Source organism: Methylosinus sp. Ce-a6 (assembly GCF_009811655.1).
GTDB lineage: Bacteria > Pseudomonadota > Alphaproteobacteria > Rhizobiales > Beijerinckiaceae > Methylosinus.
Map to the genome: position 1 here is coordinate 1 of NZ_BGJX01000074.1, position 1925 is coordinate 1925.

A 1925-nucleotide genomic window follows, 5' to 3' on the forward strand; every position below is an offset into this window, starting at 1 on the left:
GCGCGGGCCAAGCAAATTCACCGTCGCGCTATTCACGCGGCGACCCCGTCCTTCCAGGATCGCTGCGACGCCGCCGCGGCCGTCGAGCGGCGATTGAGCGCGGACGCCTCGCGCGGCGCTGGTGTCCTCGCGCCTCGAAAGCCGAGATCGCTTCCGCCGCCGAGCGCCGATCCGCTCGCCGTCGTCATCGTCGCGCCCTTGCGCTCGAGAGTCTCTAGGAGAAAATCGCTCGAACCGTGCGCAAGCGAGGGGTCAGAGGCGATGGCAAACATGGCCGAGTCGCCGACTTGTCCTGGACCGGCGCGTGATTCTGAGAAGCCTTTCTCGGTTCGAAAGTGACAGCCGCCTGCGACCCGAGCATAGTAAGGGCCTCGACCTCGGCGGGCTGCCCGCCCATCGTGTGGAGAAGGCCGGCGTGATGGCGGTGAGATTTTTCAGTCGTTTCAGTGTTGCGACGAACGTCGGCGCAGGCTTCGGACTGCTCATTTGCCTTCTGATTTCCGTCGCGACTGTCTCCTATCAGGGCTGACCAAATCGCGGCGCTCGCGGTTCCCGACGGAGCCGGGCAGGGCGGCGGAGACAAAGCGAGCTCGTCGGCTCCTGAAAGGGATCGGCTCGCGCATGATTTGCTGGAGCGCCTGGGTCCGGCGATGGAGGGCTCGGTCGACGCGTTGAAGAGCGCCAATCTCGCCCGCCAGGATCGCTGGGGCCACGCGCGACGGAGGATGTCGAGCGGACCGCGACGACAGCGATGGCGGGATCGGCGATCGCCATCTTCTCCAGGGGAATCGCTTGAAACTCAGCGCCAGGGCCGAGTTATTGCTCGGAAGAGGTAGTCGTCGTTCCAGGCGGCTGTTTTCTTTTTGATTTTGAGGCTGGCCTTATCGGGTATGTCCTTGATGAGGTTGAGAGCTGCGTGTTTGATCGTCGCCGGCGTCGATGGTGACGAGCGCGCCATTCAGCTCGAGGCGCTCGAGCAGCAGCGGAATGGCGACGATCTCGTTGCTCTTCTTGTCGACCGCTTGCTGGCCGAGCACGAGGCGCTGGCGCGAGGCCCAGGCGGAAACCAGATGCAGCGGCGAGCCGTCCTCGCCATGCGCGCGGCGCGACGTCTTGCCATCGATCGCCACGACGTCGGGCTCTTTCTCGCGCAAGGCCTCGACCCAATTGGTGACGCATTCGGAAAAGAGCGAGGCCGGCAGCGCGTTCATCACATCATTGAGCGCGTCATGGGAAGGGACGCCCTTCTCGAAGGGCAGGAGACGCCGCAGAAAGTCGAGCTTCTGCCTGGCCCAGCGCTCGATCTCGCAGAAATCCTCGGCCCCGGCCATCGTCCCGCACAGGACGATCAGCAGGATTTCCGGCAAGGGATAGACGACCTTCCAGGCTTGGCGCGGGTCCTCGAGGGCGGAAAAATGGTCGAGAAGGCTGGTCTTGGACATCGAAGGCCTCAGTGATTCGAGGCCCTCTATGAATCACGGCAATTCCCGCGCCGAAACTCCCCTCCCGTTCGAGCGATTGCCTTGGGGCCATGACGCCGGGATTGACGCGGAAGCGGCTTTCGTCCTCGGCGAGGGTCACGTCTCGAACCCAATGGTTTTCGTTCTCCACGGCCCAATGGTCGTGGATGGCGCTCGCGAAGGTTTCCGCGGGCGACATGACGGATGACGCATAGAACGCGGTTTCTTCCCGCCGCTTCCAGAGCCCCGTGGCGGCGGAGCGGATCAATGTCGATCGCGTGACGCGCACGATCGCGGCGATCAACGGCGCCCATTCGCCGTCATCGAGAGCAGCGCCGGGAGCGTAGACTTCGACATGCCGGTCTTCCTGGCGATTTCGCGCCAGATCGCGGCTGTCGTGAAGCGCGATCGGAATAGCCGTCGCGACGATGTTCCCGCAGCGTTGTAGCAGGCCCGGCTGATTGC

2 protein-coding genes and 1 pseudogene are annotated in these 1925 nt (G+C 64.2%); 1 reads left to right on the top strand and 2 read right to left on the bottom strand.

The window, feature by feature from the left end:
• Window positions 1–32 precede the first annotated feature (32 nt).
• Entirely contained in the window at window positions 33–272 is a 240-nt protein-coding gene (locus Mspo_RS19320) for a hypothetical protein (protein ID WP_159732907.1), read from the bottom strand.
• Between the two features lie 32 nt (window positions 273–304).
• Here Mspo_RS19320 and Mspo_RS19325 point away from each other — a divergent pair, with 32 nt between their 5' ends.
• Window positions 305–529 (top strand): hypothetical protein, encoded by a 225-nt coding sequence (locus Mspo_RS19325; protein WP_159732909.1) that lies wholly within the window; start codon window positions 305–307, stop codon window positions 527–529.
• 376 nt (window positions 530–905) lie between these two features.
• Here Mspo_RS19325 and Mspo_RS19330 read toward each other — a convergent pair.
• Window positions 906–1442: pseudogene (locus Mspo_RS19330) on the bottom strand (ISAs1 family transposase); the annotation flags it as partial.
• Window positions 1443–1925: the final 483 nt, after the last annotated feature.

Bases quoted from the DNA above. Each gene is read 5' to 3' on its own strand.
- Mspo_RS19320 (WP_159732907.1), bottom strand. From the start codon at position 272: ATGTTTGCCATCGCCTCTGACCCCTCGCTTGCGCACGGTTCGAGCGAT.